Source organism: Ochrobactrum sp. RH2CCR150, assembly GCA_014138095.1.
In the GTDB taxonomy this organism is placed as follows: Bacteria; Pseudomonadota; Alphaproteobacteria; order Rhizobiales; family Rhizobiaceae; genus Brucella; species Brucella gambitense.
The window spans coordinates 608,147-623,455 of sequence record JACGXE010000001.1; the positions used below are offsets into that span (position 1 = coordinate 608,147).

Below are 15,309 nucleotides of genomic sequence, written 5' to 3' on the forward strand. Positions count from 1 at the left end.
ATAAATCCATATGTGAAGACTATATTTACATAAGAAATTCATGAGGAGGGAATTTCCCGATGTCGGAAAATGAACTGCCGCTGAGCGGGCTCGTTGTTGTCGATATGAGCCAGTTTCTGTCGGGGCCTTATTGCTCGCTGCGCCTGATGGACCTCGGAGCGCGGGTTATCAAGATCGAGCGCCCGGACGGCGGAGACCTGTCGCGCAGGCTTTATCTGAGCGATACAGAGATCGGTGGCGATTCAACGATTTTCCATGCGATCAATCGCGGCAAGGACAGCCTGGCGCTGGACCTTAAAAACCCGGACGATGTTGAAGCGCTGAAGAAGCTCATTACCAAGGCCGATGTTCTGATCCAGAATTTCCGTCCCGGCGTCATCGAGCGGCTGGGGCTGGATTATGAATCCGCCAAGGCGATCAATCCGCGCCTCGTCTATGCCTCCATCAGCGGCTATGGCGAAGAGGGTCCGTGGGTCAAGCGCCCGGGACAGGATCTGCTGGCGCAGGCGCGTTCGGGCCTGATGTGGCTCAATGGCGATGAAGGGCAGGGGCCGGTGCCGTTTGGTCTGGCTGTTGCCGATATGCTGGCGGGCGCTGCCGTGGCGCAGGGCATTCTTGCAGCACTCGTGCGACGCGGCATTTCCGGCAAAGGCGCACATGTGGAGACAAGCCTTCTTGAAGCGCTGGTCGATTTCCAGTTCGAAGTGTTGACCACCCATCTCAATGACGGACGCCGTTTGCCGAAGCGCTCCGATTTCCGCAGCGCGCATGCTTATCTCTCCGCACCTTACGGGGTCTATCAGGCGGCGGATGCCTATCTGGCCATCGCCATGACGCCGATCCCCAAACTGGCGGCGCTGCTGGAAGCGAACACGCTGGCCCCATATGCCGACGATCCGTCGAGCTGGTTCACCAAGCGCGATGAAATCAAGCGCCTGATTGCCGAGCGCATTGCCCAGAAGACGGTGGACGAGTGGCTCGCTATTCTCGAACCGGCCGATATCTGGTGCGCCCGCGTTCTCAATTGGGAAGAGTTGCTTGCCAGCGACGGCTTCTCGGTTCTCGACATGCTGCAGACCGTCACCCGTGAGGATGATGTCTCCATCACCACCACCCGATCGCCGCTGCGTATCAACGGGCAGCGCCACAAGGTGGAGCGCGCAGCACCGCGCATCGGTGAAAACAGCAAGGCAATTCGTGAGGAGTTCGGTCTATGAGTGTGATCAAGCTGAAAGGCATGACCTGGAGCCATCCGCGCGGTTACGATCCGATGGTTGCCGGCGCCACGCAATGGCTGAGCGACAAGGGCGTCGAGATCGAATGGGAAAAGCGCTCCTTGCAGGATTTCGAAACCTTTCCGGTCGAGGAACTGGCGCGCAATTTCGATATGATCGTAATCGATCATCCGCATGTTGGCCAGATCACCAAGGAAGGCTGCCTGCTGCCGCTCGAGGTACCGGGCCGCGAAGCTGAGCTGAAAGCGCTGGCCGATGGTTCGGTCGGTCAGTCTTTCCCAAGCTATAACTGGCAGGGCCATCAATGGGCGTTTCCGCTTGATGCCGCCACGCAGGTTCAGGCATGGCGTCCGGACCTGATTGAAAAGCCTGCCGTCTCGTGGGGTGAGGTGCTGGAACTGGCGCGTGCGGGCAAAGTGCTTTTGCCGTTGCGCTCGCCGCATTCGCTGATGTGCTTCTATACTCTGGCGGCGAATAACGGTTCACCTTGCGCCACTGAAGGCGAGTTGATCAGCCTTGAAGACGGCGTGAAGGCTTTTGAACAACTTCGGGAAATCGCCGCGCTGGTGAAGCCGGAATGTTTTGCTATGGACCCGATTGCGGTGTTCGAAGAGATGGCAAAGCCAGATTCCGGCATCGCCTGCACACCTCTGATCTATGGCTATGTGAACTATGCCATGCCCGGCTTCCGCGATCGTCTGATCCGTTTTGCCGATATTCCGGCAGGCGCAAAGGGGGTTGCAGGTTCGGCTTTGGGCGGCACCGGCATCGCCGTCTCGGCCTTTACGAAACATCCCGAAGCGGCCATCGACTTCGCTTATTGGATCGCGAGCGGCGCAGTGCAGAAGGGGCTTTATGCCGCCTCCAATGGACAGCCCGGCCATGCGGAAGCATGGGAAGACGAGGGCGTGAATGCCGCCACGTCGGGCTTCTATCGCGATACGCGCGCAACGCTGGAAGGCGCATGGGTGCGCCCGCGCCATGACGGCTACATGCCTTTCCAGGAAGCAGCTTCGGAGCGCATCAACAAGGGACTTCAGGGCAATGAAGCGGCAGAACAGGTAATCGCCGATCTGAACCGGCTCTTCCGCGAAAGCTTCTGACGGCTGGTACTGGTTCTTACACCGGCCTCTCTCCCTCCACCCTCATCCTGAGGAGCCTCCTGAGCTTGCGAAGGAGGCGTCTCGAAGGATCGAGGGATCCAAAGGGAAAATGCGGTGCCTGTCTCCTCACCCTTCGAGACGACTCCCCGAGCTTCGCTCAGGGAGTCTCCTCAGGATGAGAGGGGAAGCTTACAAGTTCCAGATACGGCGCGCGTTCTCAGACAGAAGGCGCGCCTTTTCGTCATTGCCGCAGCCTTCAAGCAGGGCATGGGTCGTTGCCACCCAGGTTGCTAGCCCGCCATCGACGGAGCTTGCCAGCGTGCAGACGGGCCAGTCGCTACCCCATACCACACGATCCCAGCCGAAAGCCTCGATGACGTGCTCGACATAGGGGCGGATCGTCTCGGCAGTCCAGCTTTGCGCGTCGGCATAAGCCACCACACCGGAAATCTTCGCCACGACATTGGGCCTGCGGGCAATCTCGGTGATGCCCTTCTGCCAGCTTTCCAGCGCGCCCGACTTGATGTCCGGTACACCGCAATGATCGAGAACGAATTGCAGTCCCGGCGCGAGATCGGCAAGTGCGATGGCCTTGTCGATCTGGTGCGGCAGCGTGCAGAGATCGAAAGTCAGGCGCGTATTTTCCATACGCTTGAGGTTTGAGCGAAACAGCGCACCTTCGGAAAGCTCGTCCGGCACGACATGCAGAACACGGCGAAAACCTTTGACAAAGGGATCGGCAAGCTGACGCTCCAGATAAGCGGCAAAGCCGTCTTCCTCGGGGCGGCAGGAGCCGATAGCGCCTTTGATGAAGCCGCCGGAGCGAGCGGAAATGGCGCGCACATTCTCGGTCTCAGCCTGCATGGCTTCAGGCGCGACATCCACTTCCATGTGCAGGGCGGCGGCGATGCCGCAGCGTTCCGCCTGCTGCCGGTAGGTGTCGAACAGAAAATCCCGATCAAGCGCTGGCACGCTGCCAAGCCATGGATAGCTGAGCGCGCTTTTGTCGATCAGGTGCAGATGGGTATCAATCAGCATGAGATTCCTCCTGCGCCGATATTTTCAAAAAAGAAGATAGTTTTCAAATAAGAATTCAATCGAGCGTGGAGAGATCAGCGCCGACGAGCTTCGACAGTTCCTGCACGGTCTTTTGCAGCAGCGTAATGGTCTGTGTGATGTCGGGTGCGGAAGACGAATTGACCAGCGTCACATAAGGGCAGGTCAGTGCCGCAATGCAGGTGCCGTCGGGACCGAGAATCGGAGCGGAAAGGTTATAGACGCCTGCAACCTGCGCACTTGGCATCATTTCGTACCCGCGCTCGCGGATCTGGTCGAGACGCTCATAGAAGCTCGCGTCGAGATCGATGCGCTCGCTTTCCTTGACATATTCGGCGATCATCATCTTGCGCTCTTCCGGGGAACGGAAGGCAAGCAGCACATGGCCGGAACCGGTGTCGAACAGGCTGATATGTGAGCCAACGCGGATCGAAATGCCCCAGTAATCCGGCGCTTCCTGCTGTGCAATCACCACCACCGAGCCACGGTCGAACACGGCGAGCTGGTTTGCCTGCTTGGAACGGTCGGCAAGCTCACGCATGAAGGGCGTTGCAAAAGAGGCGAGTCGGCGCACCGGCGCATGCAATTGGGCAAGGCCAAACAGCTTCAGCGTCAGCGAATAGCGGTCGCCCTCAAGCTTGGTGACATAGCCGCGTTTCACCAGCCGGTCGAGCATGCGGTAGAATTCGTTCGGGCTGCGATCCAGATGCTTGGCAATCTCGGCCTGCGTCAGTCCGCCGTCAACGCCTGCCAGCAATTCGAGGATATCAAGGCCCTTGTCGAGCGCGGGTGCGCGGTAGCGATCATCGGTTTCCAAATGCGTCCCCCCAAGGTGGTCCTTCGTGAATTTCGTAATTCATATACAAACATTGTCAGGTGTGAAAGTCGTATATGCGCGATAAAACGCCTTGACCGTTATTGAATACTATGTTTGCATATAAATACAACCTTCACAACCGGGGGTGCGGACAGGGAGTGTCCGTTTTAGGAGGAGAAGAGATGCAGAATTTCAAATCGCGCATTTTGGCAGGCGTGGCGCTGATGGCCGTGGGGATGGCTCCGGCGGTTGCAGCCGATCTGCCGGGCAAGTTTGAAGGCGTGACGATCAACGCCAAGCTTATTGGCGGCCAGCAGTATGAAGCGCTCTATTCGCGTATCGGCGAATGGGAGAAGGCCACTGGCGCCAAGGTCAACATCCTTTCCAAGAAGAACCACTTCGAGCTGGACAAGGAAATCAAGTCCGACATCGCTTCCGGTTCGATCAACTGGTGCGTCGGCTCCAACCACTCGTCTTTCGCGCCGCAGTATACGACACTGTACACCGATCTGAACGCGCTCGTGCCGAAGGAAGAAATCGAAGGCTTCGTGCCCTCGGTCATCAAGGCTTCGACGCTTGATGGCAAGCTGATCATGTTGCCACGTGCGCAGTTCGACGTTTCGGCGCTTTACTATCAGAAGAGCCTTTTCCAGGACGAAGCCAAGAAGAAGGCCTTCAAGGAGAAATACGGCTACGACCTCGCACCGGCCAAGACCTGGAAGGAAGTGTCGGATCAGGCTGTATTCTTCGCTGACCCGCCGAATTTCTACGGCACGCAGTTTGCGGGCAAGGAAGAAGCCATCAATGGCCGCTTCTATGAAATGCTGGTCGCTGAAGGCGGCGAATATCTCAAGGACGGCAAGCCTGCTTTCAATTCGGAAGCCGGTGTTCGCGCCCTCGACTGGTTCGTCAATCTCTACAAGGCAAAGGCTGTTCCTGCCGGTACGACCAACTATCTGTGGGATGAGCTGGGCGCAGGCTTTGCTTCCGGCACCATCGCAATCAATCTGGATTGGCCGGGCTGGGCGACCTACTTCAACGATCCGAAGTCGTCGAAGGTCGCTGGCAATGTCGGCATCGCTCCGGCGCCGACCGGTTCTTCCGGCAAGCGCACCGGCTGGTCAGGTCATCATGGCTTCTCGGTAACGGAAGCCTGCCCGACGAAGGAAGCCGCTGCATCGCTCGTCTGGTTCCTGACCAACGAAGATTCGCAGAAGCAGGAATCGGCTGCAGGCACGCTCCCGACCCGTACCGCTGTCTGGGATTACGTCATCGCGCAGGCCGCTTCCGATCCATACAAGAAGGAAGTGCTCTCGGTGTTCCAGGAAACGGCAAAGACCGCATTCCCGGTTCCGCAGACCCCGTCCTGGATCGAAATCTCCAACGCGGTCTATCCTGAGCTTCAGGCTGCGATCCTTGGTGACAAGACGTCCCAGCAGGCTCTCGACGACGCTGCCAAGAAGGCAACGCAGATTCTTGAGGATGCGGGCGAGCTCTGATCCTGCCTGAATAAAATCATGGGCCCGCCCTGAAACCTTTTTGGGGCGGGCCTTTTTTGCCAGTAGCACTGCCTGTTCGGTACCGCCGGTTGCCAGTTCTACTGTTTGCCAATCCACTGTCTGGAAGAGCAATGTTCAAGAGACTTTCCCCGCCGGTCCTGCTTCTGCTCCCGGCCTTTATCATCCTCGCAGCGGTGGTTCTGTTTCCTCTCGCGCTGTCGCTTTATTCGAGCTTCACGCCGTTCCGGCTGACGCGCCCCGAGAGCCTGTTCAACTTCATCGGTTTCCGCAACTATCAGCGCATTCTGACCGACTGGGTGTTCTGGGCGGCTTTCATTCGCACGGTGGTCTTCCTCACCATTGCGCTCAATCTGGAAATGCTGCTCGGCCTCGGCCTTGCCATGCTCGTCAACAAGGCGACGCGCGGCCAGCGCGTGTTGCGCACGCTGATGATGTTCCCGATGATGTTCTCGCCGGTGCTCGTCGGCTTCCAGTTCAAGTTCATGTTCAATGACAATATCGGTCTGGTCAACAATGCGCTGCAGTCGCTGGGCCTGACCAATACCGCCATTCCATGGCTGATCGACGGCAATCTGGCACTGATCGCCATCCTGCTGGCAGAAGTCTGGATGTCGACCTCGGTCTTCGCGATCCTTATTCTGGGCGGTCTTCTGTCCATGCCGCAGGATCCGGTGGAAGCCGCTCGCGTCGATGGCTGCACGCCGTGGCAGACCTTCCGCTATGTCATCTGGCCTTACCTGATGCCTTTCGCCTATATCGCGATGACCATCCGTTCGCTGGATGTGGCGCGCGCTTATGACATTGTGAAGATCATGACCGATGGCGGCCCGGCGCGCCGCACAGAACTGATCTGGACGCTGGTTGGCCGCACGGCCTATGCGGATGCGCAGATGGGCATGGCCAACGCCATGGCCTATGTCGCGATCCTGCTCTCGATCCTCTTCACCGTCTTGTTCTTCCGCAAACTTGCGTCCGCACGCACGCAGATTGGAGCGGAGTGGTAATCATGGCAACAACAACACTCAGCAACAGCCAGCATCGCCTGCTGCGCCGTATCAAGAAAATCGCCTATCTGGTCGGCCTGTTTCTGGCGATGACTGTCATCTGCCTGCCGGGCCTGTGGATCGTGCTTTCCTCGCTGCGTCCGCCGGTCGAAATCATGGCGAAACCGCCGGTGTGGATTCCGCAGGAAATCACCTTCGAGGCCTATCGCGCCATGTTCTCGGGCGCAGGCGCTGGCGGTATTCCGGTTTGGGATTATTTCCGCAACTCGCTCATCATCTCGGTGACCTCCACCGTGATTGCGCTGATCGTCGGCGTATCGGGCGGTTATGCCTTTGCGCGCTTCCGTTTCTGGGGTAAATCGACAACCTTCCTCGGCCTCATGCTGACGCGTTCCGTGCCAGGTATCGCCCTCTCGCTGCCGCTCTTCATGGTGTTTTCCCGCGTTGGCATCATCGACACCCATTTCGGCCTCATCCTGACCTATGTGGCGCTGAACGTGCCATTCACGATCTGGCTGATCGACGGTTTCTTCCGTCAGGTGCCGAAGGATCTTGCGGAAGCCGCCCAGATTGACGGCTGCACGCGCTGGCAGGCTTTCTGGCAAGTGGAGTTTCCGCTGGCCGGCCCCGGCATCGCGACGGCAGGCATTTTTGCCTTCCTAACGTCGTGGAACGAATATGCGCTGGCTTCCCAGCTCACCCGTTCCGTCAATTCCAAGACCCTTCCTGTGGGTCTTCTCGATTACACCGCTGAATTCACCATCGACTGGCGCGGCATGTGCGCGCTGGCGGTCGTGATGATTATTCCGGCGCTGACCCTCACATTCATCGTCCAGAAACACCTTGTTGCTGGTCTGACGTTCGGCGCGGTTAAAGGTTGATATAGCAATGGCTCAGCTTTCCATCAAAAATCTCGTCAAGCGCTACGGCAATGTCGGCGTGGTGCATGGCATCAATCTCGAAATCGCGGACAAGGAGTTCGTGGCGCTGGTCGGTCCTTCCGGCTGCGGCAAGTCCACGACGCTGCGCATGATCGCGGGTCTGGAATCCATCACCGACGGCACGCTGGAAATCGGCGGCAAGGTGGTCAACGATCTGCCGCCACGTGACCGCAACATCTCGATGGTGTTCCAGTCCTATGCGCTTTATCCGCATATGTCGGTGCGCGAGAACATGGGTTTCTCGCTGAAGATCGCCAAGCAGCCGCAGACGGAAATCGACCGTCGCGTCAATGAAGCCTCGGCCATTCTCGGTCTGGAAGCGCTGATGGAACGCCGCCCGGCGCAGCTCTCCGGCGGCCAGCGCCAGCGCGTCGCCATGGGTCGCGCCATTGTGCGCAATCCGGAAGTGTTCCTGTTCGACGAACCGCTGTCGAACCTCGACGCCAAACTGCGCACCCAGATGCGCACTGAAATCAAGAAGCTGCATGCCAAGGTGCAGTCGACGGTCGTTTACGTGACGCATGATCAGGTCGAAGCCATGACGCTTGCCGACCGCATCGTCATCATGCGCGATGGCCATATCGAGCAGGCCGGAACCCCGGATGACGTCTTCAAGCGCCCCGCAACGCAGTTCGTTGCCGGTTTCATCGGCTCCCCGCCGATGAATATGGGCGAGGCGACGGTGACGGGCGACGATCTGGTCTTCGCCAATGGCGATCACCTTCCGCTGCCTGCCCAGTTCCGGGGCAAGGCCAAGGACGGCACCAAGGTGACATTCGGCCTGCGTCCGGATGATGTCTTCCCGAAAGGCCACGGCATTTCCACCAGTGAAGCCGTGCACGAAAAAGACATGCGCGTGTCGATCACCGAGCCGCTCGGCAATGAAACGCTGGTCTTCGTGGAATTCGCAGGCAAAGAGTGGGTGGCTCGCATGCTGAACCCGCGTCACCTGCAACCGGGCGAAACCATCACCATGCAACTCGATCTGTCGCAGGCGCATCTTTTCGATGCCGCAACCGGCAAGACTTTGGCGGTCTGACCATGGCGCGTATTGAAAAAGTTGAACTGCGCATGGTCGACCTTCCGCCGAAGGTCAAGCGCACCGATGCAATCCAGAGCTTTGTCAGCCAGGAAACACCGATTGTCACCATCACCGACAGCGATGGAGCGGTCGGCACGGGTTACAGCTATACGATCGGCACTGGCGGTTCGTCCGTCATGCGCCTGTTGAGCGACCATCTCGTGCCGCTGATCATCGGTGAGGATGCCGATTGCATCGAAGCGATTTGGCGCAAGCTGGAATTCGCAACCCATGCCACCACCATCGGCCCGATCACTGCGCTGGCGCTGGCCGCAGTCGATACTGCGCTTTGGGATCTGCGCGCCAAGAAGCAGGGTCTGCCGCTCTGGAAGCTTGCAGGCGGCGCCAAGGAAAGCTGCCCGCTCTACACGACCGAAGGCGGCTGGCTGCATATCGAGAAAGAAGCGCTGGTTGAGGATGCATTGCAGGCCAAGGCCAAGGGCTTCACCGGCTCGAAGGTAAAGATCGGCAAGCCGCACGGTTCTGAAGATTATGCGCGCCTGTCCGCGGTGCGTGCGGCCCTTGGCGACGGCTTCGAAATCATGACCGATTGCAATCAGGGCTTTACCGTGGACGAAGCCATTCGCCGCGCCGAGCGCCTGAAGGAGCTTGATCTGGCATGGATCGAGGAGCCGCTTCCAGCTGACGATCTCGACGGTCATATCCGCCTGACGCGCTCCACCCCGACGCCCATCGCGGTTGGAGAATCCATCTATTCGATCCGCCATTTCCGCGAATATATGCAGAAGGGCGCTTGCTCCATCGTACAGGTGGACGTGGCGCGCATCGGCGGCATCACACCTTGGCTGAAAGTCGCCCATGCGGCGGAAACATTCGACATTCCGGTCTGCCCGCACTTCCTGATGGAGCTGCATGTCAGCCTCGTCTGCGCGGTGCAGAACGGTCGCTATGTCGAATATATTCCGCAGCTCGACGACCTCACCACCAAGGGCATGGAAATTCGCGACGGTCGCGCCATTGCACCGTCGGAGCCGGGTATTGGCATCGAGTGGGATTGGGACGCAGTGCGCGCCCGGTCGATTTCGGAATTCACCCGCGAGATCACGGAGGCGGCATGACGTCTCCCGCAAAACAGCGCATGGGCATGGTGATTGGCCTCAATGCGGAGAAGATCGCAGAATATAAGAAGCTGCACGCTGCCGTGTGGCCGGAAATTCTTGCGCTCATCTCGGAATGCAACATCACCAACTATACGATCTTTCTCAAAGAGCCGGAAAATCTGTTGTTCGGCACATGGGACTATGTCGGCACCGACTTTGACGCCGACATGAAGAAGATGGCCGATAACCCGAAAAATCAGGAATGGTGGTCCGTCTGCATGCCATGCCAGAAGCCGTTTGAGACCCGCAAAGAGGGCGAGTGGTGGGCAATGATGGAAGAGGTGTTCCATCATGACTGAGGCTTTCGATCCAAAGCAGCTGCGTCAGTGGTGGGCCAAGCCCTCCAAGCCGAAGCCCATTGTGATCTTTGGCGCGGGCAGCATTGTCGGCGACGCGCATCTGCCCGCCTACAAGAAGGGCGGCTTTCCGGTTGCAGGTATTTTCGATCCCAATCTGGACAAGGCTAAAGAGCTTGCCGATCAATGGGGCATCAAGGCTTTTGCCAGTGCTGAGGAAGCTCTTGCCGTCGAAGGTGCGATTTTCGATCTGGCCACGCCGCCATCAGCCCATGCAGCGATCCTGTCGCAATTGCCGAAAGGTGCGGCTGTTCTGATCCAGAAGCCGATGGGCAGCGACCTTGCAGCAGCAACAGAGATCCTGAAGGTCTGCCGCGCGCGCAATCTGAAAGCGGCGGTGAATTTCCAGCTGCGTTTCGCGCCGATGATGCTCGCTCTTTACGACGCCGTCGATAAGGGTCTGCTTGGCGAAGTGGTGGATTTCGACGCATGGCTGGCGCTTGCCACGCCATGGGGTCTGTGGCCGTTCCTGAAAGGTCTGCCGCGCATCGAGATCGCCATGCATTCGATCCATTATCTGGATTTCATCCGCGGTCTGCTCGGCAATCCGCTCGGTGTTCACGCCAAGACCATTGGCCATCCGAACCATGAAGTTGCCCAGACCCGCACCGCCGCAATCCTCGATTATGGCGACCGTGTCCGTTGTGCGCTTTCGGTCAATCATGACCATGATTTCGGCCGCAAGTTTCAGGCCTGCGAGTTCCGCATTTGTGGTACCGAGGGTGCGGCCTATGTGAAACTGGGCGTCAATCTCGACTATCCGCGCGGCGAGCCTGACGAACTCTGGATCAAGCCCAAGGGCGGTGATGACTGGGTTTCCGTGCCGCTCGAAGGTGCCTGGTTCCCGGACGCTTTCCTCAATCGTATGGCGCAGTTGCAGCGTTTCGCGACAGGCGAAGATGCTGAGCTTGTTGGTTCTGTCGAAGATGCCTGGCACACCATGGCGCTTGTCGAGGCCGCCTATCAGTCGAGCGCCGCGCCTGCCACGCCGCTTGCCGCAAAACCGGAGGTCTGATCATGGCCGAGCAGATAATCTACTACGAAGACTATGAAATGGACCATGTGCGCCTCACCACGGGCCGCACCATCACCGAAACCGATTTCGTGGTTCATGCCGGGCATACGGGCGATTTCTTCCCGCATCATATGGATGCGGAATTTGCCAAGACCTTGCCGGGCGGCCAGCGCATTGCGCATGGCACCATGATTTTTGCCATCGGCGTCGGCCTTACGGCGACGCTGATCAACCCGGTTGCTTTTTCCTATGGTTATGATCGTCTGCGGTTTATTCGTCCGGTGCATATCGGCGATACGATCCGCACACGCGTGACGATCAGCGCCAAGGAAGACGATCCCAAACGCGCCACTATGGGACGCGTGACGGAACGCTGCGAAGTGCTTAATCAGCGGGATGAAGTGGTGCTCGCTTGCGATCACATCCTGCTTGTCGAACGGAAGGCTTGAAAATGACGATACGCTTTGATGGAAAAACCGCGCTGATAACCGCCGCAGCTCAGGGGATTGGCCGCGCCAGCGCGCTGGCTTTCGCGGAAGCGGGCGCCAAGGTCTATGCGACCGACATCAACACCGATGCGCTCAAGGAAATCGAAGGCGTCAACGGCATCATCACCCGCAAGCTCAACGTGCTTGACGAGGCTGAGGTGAACACGCTTGTAGCCGAGATCGGCCAGGTGGACATCCTGTTCAACTGTGCAGGCGTCGTCCATGGCGGCTCCATTCTTGAAATGAAGGATGAAGACCTCGACTTCGCCGTCAATCTCAACGTCAAGGCGATGATCCGCACCATCCGCGCCGTGCTGCCGGGCATGCTGGAACGCAAGGACGGCGCCATCGTCAACATGGCTTCCGTCGCATCGAGCGTGAAGGGCGTGCCGAACCGTTTCGCCTATGGTGTCACGAAGGCTGCCGTTATCGGTCTCACCAAGGCCGTCGCTGCCGATTATGTCGCCAAGGGCATCCGCTGCAACGCGATCTGCCCCGGCACGGTCGAAAGCCCATCCTTGCAGGACCGTCTGCGTTCGCAGGGCGATTATGAAGAACAGCGCGCGGCGTTTATCGCTCGTCAGCCGATTGGCCGCATCGGTCAGCCGGAAGAGATTGCCGATCTCGCCGTTTATCTCGCCGGTGCAACCTACACGACCGGTCAGGCTTACAATATCGATGGCGGCTGGACGATCTAAGTCAGGCTGCGACTATCCCCCCAAAGGAGCAAAATCATGAAATTTCTTCGTTACGGTGAAGCTGGTCAGGAAAAGCCGGGCATTCTCGATGCCGATGGTGCGATCCGCGATCTCTCCGCGCATGTAAGCGACCTTTCCGGTGCGGCTCTGGCCCCCGATGCGCTGGCCAAGCTTGGCGCCGTCGACGTCAACTCGCTGCCGAAGGTTGAAGGCAATCCGCGCCTTGGTCCTTGCGTTGCAGGCACCGGCAAGTTCATCTGCATCGGCCTCAACTATGCCGACCACGCCGCAGAATCCGGCATGGCTGTGCCACCTGAGCCGGTTATCTTCATGAAGGCCACTTCGGCTATCGTCGGCCCGAATGACGACGTCCTCATCCCGCGCGGCTCGGAAAAGACCGACTGGGAAGTTGAACTCGGTATCGTGATCGGCAAGACCGCGAAATACGTCTCGGAAGACGATGCGCTGGACTACGTTGCCGGTTACTGCACGCTGCATGACGTTTCCGAACGCGCTTTCCAGATCGAACGCGCTGGCCAGTGGACCAAGGGCAAGTCCTGCGACACGTTCGGCCCGACCGGCCCATGGCTGGTGACGAAAGACGAAGTCGCCGACCCGCAGAACCTGAAAATGTGGCTCACCCTCAATGGTGAAACCATGCAGGACGGTTCGACCAAGACCATGGTCTACGGCGTTCGCCATCTCGTTTCCTATCTCTCGCAGTTCATGTCCCTGCAGCCGGGCGACATCATCTCCACCGGCACGCCTCCCGGCGTCGGCATGGGCATGAAGCCGCCTCGCTATCTCAAGGCTGGCGATGTCGTCGAACTCGGCATTGAAGGCCTTGGCACGCAGAAGCAGAACGTGCGCGCTGACATCTAGGCTTTTGTTTATGCATGATCCCAAGACCGTTCCCATGTTTTGGGATCATGCCCTGATCACGGATAAATCATGACGAAAATCACTGACCTGCGCGTCTTCGATCTGCGTTTCCCGACTTCGCAAAGTCTGGACGGTTCGGATGCCATGAACCCGGACCCGGATTATTCGGCGGCTTATGTCATCCTCGATACGGATGATGCGTCGCTGAAGGGCCACGGCCTTACCTTCACCATCGGACGCGGCAACGACATTTGCTGTCAGGCGATTCTCGCCATGCGTCATCTGGTTGTCGGCTCCTCGATGGATGATTTCCTCGCGGCACCCGGCAAGTTCTGGCGCTACCTGACCGGCGACAGCCAGCTGCGCTGGATCGGCCCGGACAAGGGCGCGATGCATCTCGCCACCGGCGCTGTCGTCAACGCTTTCTGGGACCTCGCTGCAAAGCAGGCGGGCAAGCCGGTATGGCGACTCGTGGCCGATATGTCGCCGGAAGAAATCGCCGATATCGTCGATTATCGCTATCTCACCGATGCGCTGACGCGTGACGAGGCTCTTGCGATCCTCCGCAAGGCGGAAGCTGGCAAGGCAGAGCGTATCGCCACGCTCGAAGCGGAAGGCTATGCCTGCTACACGACGTCGGCTGGCTGGCTCGGCTATGACGACGACAAGCTGCGCCGTCTTTGCCAGGAAGCCATCGATGAAGGTTTCGACCACGTCAAGATGAAGGTCGGCCGCGATCTCGAAGACGATATCCGTCGCCTGACCATCGCCCGCGAAGTGATCGGTCCCGACCGTTATCTGATGATCGACGCCAATCAGGTCTGGGAAGTCGATCAGGCCATCGAATGGGTCAACAAGCTGGCCTTCTCGAAGCCGTTCTTCATTGAAGAGCCGACCAGCCCGGACGATGTGGCAGGCCATCGCAAGATTCGCGAAGCCATTGGCGACGTGAAGGTCGCAACTGGTGAAATGTGCCAGAACCGTATCATGTTCAAGCAGTTCATCGCAGAAGGCGCTATCGACATCGTCCAGATCGACAGCTGCCGCATGGGCGGCCTGAACGAAGTTCTGGCCGTGCTGCTGATGGCTGCCAAGTTCGGCAAGCCGGTCTGGCCGCATGCGGGCGGCGTTGGCCTGTGCGAATATGTGCAGCATCTGTCGATGATCGACTATGTGGCCGTTTCGGGCACCAAGGAAGGCCGTGTGATCGAATATGTCGATCATCTGCACGAGCACTTCATCGACCCATGCGTGATCAAGGACGCAGCCTATATGCCGCCGTCACTGCCGGGCTTCTCCATCGAGATGAAGCCGCAGTCGATTGCGGACTATACGTTCAAGGGCTGAGCCGGTTTCAGCACCCTATCGAACACGAAAACGCCGTGCTTAACAGCTCGGCGTTTTCTTTTCCGGTTATCTAGAGAAAACGGATCATCAACGCGCCAGTGAGCAGCAATACGGCTCCCGCAACGCGTCCTGCGGTGATCTCTCGCACCGCAACGCCCATGAAGCCGATGCGGTCGGCGAGCAATCCGGCCATCAGCTGACCGGCCACAGCGAGGCCCATCACCGCTGCCGCTCCAATGCGTGGCGTCAGCAGGATGGATGCCGTGACATAAATGCAGCCAAGCGCACCGCCCGCAACAAACAGCCAGCCTGCCGGAACGTTGAACGCTGGAAGGTTACCGGTCGCCTTGGCGGTGACGGCAGAGACGATGGCGAGAATGACCGCGCCCGCAAGAAACGAAATTGCGGCAGCGGTCGGTGGGGAACCAAGTCCGCGCGCAAGTGCTGCATTGATCGGCGCCTGAATGGCAATGCAGGCACCCGAAAGAACGCCGAACAAGGTCCACAGCATAGAATATCCTCTCCTGGGTTTCCCCGTTTAACCGAAGGCTGGACGCGAAATGTTGCGTCAACGGTCCCCGACCATCTGATGAAAAGAGCAACGCGTAAGAATGCGCTAAAATGCTATCGCATAAAGCGGTGACA

At 58.7% G+C, this 15,309-nt stretch carries 16 protein-coding genes; 13 read left to right on the forward strand and 3 right to left on the reverse strand.

The genetic code is table 11. The annotated features are described in order from the left end of the window. Positions 1 to 59: 59 nt before the first annotated feature. Together FHW03_RS02735 and FHW03_RS02740 are read left to right on the forward strand one after the other, a co-directional pair. Positions 60 to 1,217 carry a CaiB/BaiF CoA-transferase family protein gene (locus tag FHW03_RS02735; protein ID WP_182519242.1) on the forward strand — a complete coding sequence of 386 codons (1,158 nt, stop codon included), beginning with the start codon at positions 60 to 62 and terminating at the stop codon, positions 1,215 to 1,217. Next, the gene (locus FHW03_RS02740) at positions 1,214 to 2,338 is read left to right on the forward strand and encodes an extracellular solute-binding protein (RefSeq protein WP_182519243.1); all 1,125 of its coding nucleotides are present in this window, start codon (positions 1,214 to 1,216) and stop codon (positions 2,336 to 2,338) included. Before FHW03_RS02735 ends, FHW03_RS02740 begins: the two co-directional genes overlap by 4 nt. Positions 2,339 to 2,527: 189 nt before the next feature. Here FHW03_RS02740 and FHW03_RS02745 read toward each other — a convergent pair whose 3' ends face one another. Both FHW03_RS02745 and FHW03_RS02750 read right to left on the reverse strand, forming a co-directional pair. After that, positions 2,528 to 3,376 carry an amidohydrolase gene (locus FHW03_RS02745; protein ID WP_182519244.1) on the reverse strand — a complete coding sequence of 283 codons (849 nt, stop codon included), beginning with the start codon at positions 3,374 to 3,376 and terminating at the stop codon, positions 2,528 to 2,530. Positions 3,377 to 3,431: 55 nt separating this feature from the next. Next, the gene (locus FHW03_RS02750) at positions 3,432 to 4,211 is read right to left on the reverse strand and encodes an IclR family transcriptional regulator (protein ID WP_078337851.1); all 780 of its coding nucleotides are present in this window, start codon (positions 4,209 to 4,211) and stop codon (positions 3,432 to 3,434) included. 182 nt (positions 4,212 to 4,393) lie between these two features. Here FHW03_RS02750 and FHW03_RS02755 point away from each other — a divergent pair, with 182 nt between their 5' ends. The 11 genes from FHW03_RS02755 to FHW03_RS02805 all read left to right on the forward strand — a co-directional run bounded on the left by FHW03_RS02755 (position 4,394) and on the right by FHW03_RS02805 (position 14,664). After that, positions 4,394 to 5,710: a sugar ABC transporter substrate-binding protein gene (locus FHW03_RS02755; RefSeq protein ID WP_182519245.1), complete on the forward strand. Its 1,317-nt coding sequence runs from the start codon at positions 4,394 to 4,396 to the stop codon at positions 5,708 to 5,710. Positions 5,711 to 5,841: 131 nt separating this feature from the next. Continuing rightward, positions 5,842 to 6,735 (forward strand): carbohydrate ABC transporter permease, encoded by an 894-nt coding sequence (locus FHW03_RS02760; RefSeq protein ID WP_078337853.1) that lies wholly within the window; start codon positions 5,842 to 5,844, stop codon positions 6,733 to 6,735. Between the two features lie 2 nt (positions 6,736 to 6,737). Continuing rightward, a complete protein-coding gene (locus tag FHW03_RS02765; RefSeq protein ID WP_151588694.1) occupies positions 6,738 to 7,616 on the forward strand; it encodes a carbohydrate ABC transporter permease in 879 nt (292 codons plus the stop codon). 7 nt (positions 7,617 to 7,623) lie between these two features. Next, positions 7,624 to 8,715, forward strand: a complete 1,092-nt coding sequence (locus tag FHW03_RS02770) for a sn-glycerol-3-phosphate ABC transporter ATP-binding protein UgpC (protein WP_182519246.1) — start codon at positions 7,624 to 7,626, stop codon at positions 8,713 to 8,715. Positions 8,716 to 8,717: 2 nt separating this feature from the next. Beyond that, positions 8,718 to 9,836 carry a mandelate racemase/muconate lactonizing enzyme family protein gene (locus FHW03_RS02775; RefSeq protein ID WP_078337856.1) on the forward strand — a complete coding sequence of 373 codons (1,119 nt, stop codon included), beginning with the start codon at positions 8,718 to 8,720 and terminating at the stop codon, positions 9,834 to 9,836. Continuing rightward, positions 9,833 to 10,177 carry an L-rhamnose mutarotase gene (locus FHW03_RS02780; RefSeq protein WP_182519247.1) on the forward strand — a complete coding sequence of 115 codons (345 nt, stop codon included), beginning with the start codon at positions 9,833 to 9,835 and terminating at the stop codon, positions 10,175 to 10,177. The genes FHW03_RS02775 and FHW03_RS02780 overlap by 4 nt, the downstream gene beginning before the upstream one ends. After that, a complete protein-coding gene (locus FHW03_RS02785; protein WP_182519248.1) occupies positions 10,170 to 11,249 on the forward strand; it encodes a Gfo/Idh/MocA family protein in 1,080 nt (359 codons plus the stop codon). The genes FHW03_RS02780 and FHW03_RS02785 overlap by 8 nt, the downstream gene beginning before the upstream one ends. Positions 11,250 to 11,251: 2 nt before the next feature. Next, positions 11,252 to 11,698: a MaoC/PaaZ C-terminal domain-containing protein gene (locus FHW03_RS02790; RefSeq protein WP_182519249.1), complete on the forward strand. Its 447-nt coding sequence runs from the start codon at positions 11,252 to 11,254 to the stop codon at positions 11,696 to 11,698. A gap of 2 nt (positions 11,699 to 11,700) precedes the next feature. Continuing rightward, positions 11,701 to 12,435: an SDR family oxidoreductase gene (locus FHW03_RS02795; protein ID WP_078337860.1), complete on the forward strand. Its 735-nt coding sequence runs from the start codon at positions 11,701 to 11,703 to the stop codon at positions 12,433 to 12,435. A gap of 36 nt (positions 12,436 to 12,471) precedes the next feature. Then, the gene (locus FHW03_RS02800; protein WP_182519250.1) at positions 12,472 to 13,317 is read left to right on the forward strand and encodes a fumarylacetoacetate hydrolase family protein; all 846 of its coding nucleotides are present in this window, start codon (positions 12,472 to 12,474) and stop codon (positions 13,315 to 13,317) included. A 69-nt stretch (positions 13,318 to 13,386) separates the two neighbouring features. After that, complete coding sequence (locus FHW03_RS02805; protein WP_182519251.1) at positions 13,387 to 14,664, forward strand: L-fuconate dehydratase; 1,278 nt, start codon at positions 13,387 to 13,389, stop codon at positions 14,662 to 14,664. A 70-nt stretch (positions 14,665 to 14,734) separates the two neighbouring features. Here FHW03_RS02805 and FHW03_RS02810 read toward each other — a convergent pair whose 3' ends face one another. Further along, positions 14,735 to 15,175, reverse strand: coding sequence for a DMT family transporter (locus FHW03_RS02810; protein ID WP_182519252.1), 441 nt, complete (start codon positions 15,173 to 15,175; stop codon positions 14,735 to 14,737). Positions 15,176 to 15,309: the final 134 nt, after the last annotated feature.

What these genes read in the sequence shown, in the direction of transcription:
- FHW03_RS02800 (WP_182519250.1), top strand. Translation starts at nt 12,472, where the DNA reads ATGAAATTTCTTCGTTACGGTGAAGCTGGTCAGGAAAAGCCGGGCATT.
- FHW03_RS02790 (WP_182519249.1), top strand. Translation starts at nt 11,252, where the DNA reads ATGGCCGAGCAGATAATCTACTACGAAGACTATGAAATGGACCATGTG.
- FHW03_RS02745 (WP_182519244.1), bottom strand. Translation starts at nt 3,376, where the DNA reads ATGCTGATTGATACCCATCTGCACCTGATCGACAAAAGCGCGCTCAGC.
- FHW03_RS02770 (WP_182519246.1), top strand. Translation starts at nt 7,624, where the DNA reads ATGGCTCAGCTTTCCATCAAAAATCTCGTCAAGCGCTACGGCAATGTC.
- FHW03_RS02760 (WP_078337853.1), top strand. Translation starts at nt 5,842, where the DNA reads ATGTTCAAGAGACTTTCCCCGCCGGTCCTGCTTCTGCTCCCGGCCTTT.
- FHW03_RS02805 (WP_182519251.1), top strand. Translation starts at nt 13,387, where the DNA reads ATGACGAAAATCACTGACCTGCGCGTCTTCGATCTGCGTTTCCCGACT.
- FHW03_RS02795 (WP_078337860.1), top strand. Translation starts at nt 11,701, where the DNA reads ATGACGATACGCTTTGATGGAAAAACCGCGCTGATAACCGCCGCAGCT.
- FHW03_RS02810 (WP_182519252.1), bottom strand. Translation starts at nt 15,175, where the DNA reads ATGCTGTGGACCTTGTTCGGCGTTCTTTCGGGTGCCTGCATTGCCATT.
- FHW03_RS02755 (WP_182519245.1), top strand. Translation starts at nt 4,394, where the DNA reads ATGCAGAATTTCAAATCGCGCATTTTGGCAGGCGTGGCGCTGATGGCC.
- FHW03_RS02740 (WP_182519243.1), top strand. Translation starts at nt 1,214, where the DNA reads ATGAGTGTGATCAAGCTGAAAGGCATGACCTGGAGCCATCCGCGCGGT.
- FHW03_RS02775 (WP_078337856.1), top strand. Translation starts at nt 8,718, where the DNA reads ATGGCGCGTATTGAAAAAGTTGAACTGCGCATGGTCGACCTTCCGCCG.
- FHW03_RS02780 (WP_182519247.1), top strand. Translation starts at nt 9,833, where the DNA reads ATGACGTCTCCCGCAAAACAGCGCATGGGCATGGTGATTGGCCTCAAT.
- FHW03_RS02785 (WP_182519248.1), top strand. Translation starts at nt 10,170, where the DNA reads ATGACTGAGGCTTTCGATCCAAAGCAGCTGCGTCAGTGGTGGGCCAAG.
- FHW03_RS02765 (WP_151588694.1), top strand. Translation starts at nt 6,738, where the DNA reads ATGGCAACAACAACACTCAGCAACAGCCAGCATCGCCTGCTGCGCCGT.
- FHW03_RS02735 (WP_182519242.1), top strand. Translation starts at nt 60, where the DNA reads ATGTCGGAAAATGAACTGCCGCTGAGCGGGCTCGTTGTTGTCGATATG.